Here is an 887-nt window from a genome sequence, read left to right on the forward strand (position 1 = left end):
TGCCTTCCGGCAGCGACACGACGCCGGTGACGTCGGTGGTGCGGAAGTAGAACTGCGGACGATAGTTGGTGAAGAACGGGGTGTGACGACCACCTTCTTCCTTGGTCAGGATGTAGGCTTCGGCCTCGAACTTGGTGTGCGGGGTGATGGTGCCCGGCGCCGCCAGAACCTGGCCACGCTCGACATCTTCACGCTTGGTGCCGCGCAGCAGAGCGCCGATGTTGTCGCCAGCTTCACCCTGATCGAGCAGCTTGCGGAACATTTCAACGCCGGTGCAGGTGGTCTTCACCGTCGCCTTGATGCCGACGATTTCGACTTCTTCACCAACCTTGACCACGCCGCGTTCGACACGGCCGGTCACCACGGTGCCACGGCCCGAGATCGAGAACACGTCTTCGATCGGCATCAGGAACGGCTTGTCCTTCGGACGTTCCGGCTGCGGGATGTACCGGTCAACCTCGGCCATCAGCTTCAGAATCGCTTCCTTGCCGATTTCCGGGCTGCGGTCTTCCAGAGCACACAGAGCCGAACCCTTGACGATCGGAATATCGTCGCCAGGGAAATCGTAGGACGACAGCAGCTCGCGAACCTCGAGCTCGACGAGGTCGAGCAGCTCGGGATCGTCGACCATATCGACCTTGTTCATGAACACGACCAGAGCCGGAACACCGACCTGACGCGCCAGCAGGATGTGCTCGCGGGTCTGCGGCATCGGGCCGTCAGCCGCCGACACAACCAGGATCGCGCCGTCCATCTGCGCCGCGCCGGTGATCATGTTCTTCACATAATCGGCGTGGCCGGGGCAGTCGACGTGGGCATAGTGACGATTGTTCGTCTCGTATTCCACGTGCGCCGTCGAAATGGTGATGCCGCGGGCCTTCTCTTCA

General features: G+C 61.8%; 1 protein-coding gene. It reads right to left on the reverse strand.

The window, feature by feature from the left end; genetic code table 11:
• Window positions 1-887 (reverse strand): elongation factor Tu (tuf, locus tag K678_RS17375; RefSeq protein ID WP_021133796.1); only part of this gene is annotated, 887 nt, incomplete at both ends.

Source organism: Magnetospirillum fulvum MGU-K5, from assembly GCF_000442515.1.
Taxonomy (GTDB): Bacteria; Pseudomonadota; Alphaproteobacteria; order Rhodospirillales; family Magnetospirillaceae; genus Phaeospirillum; species Phaeospirillum fulvum_B.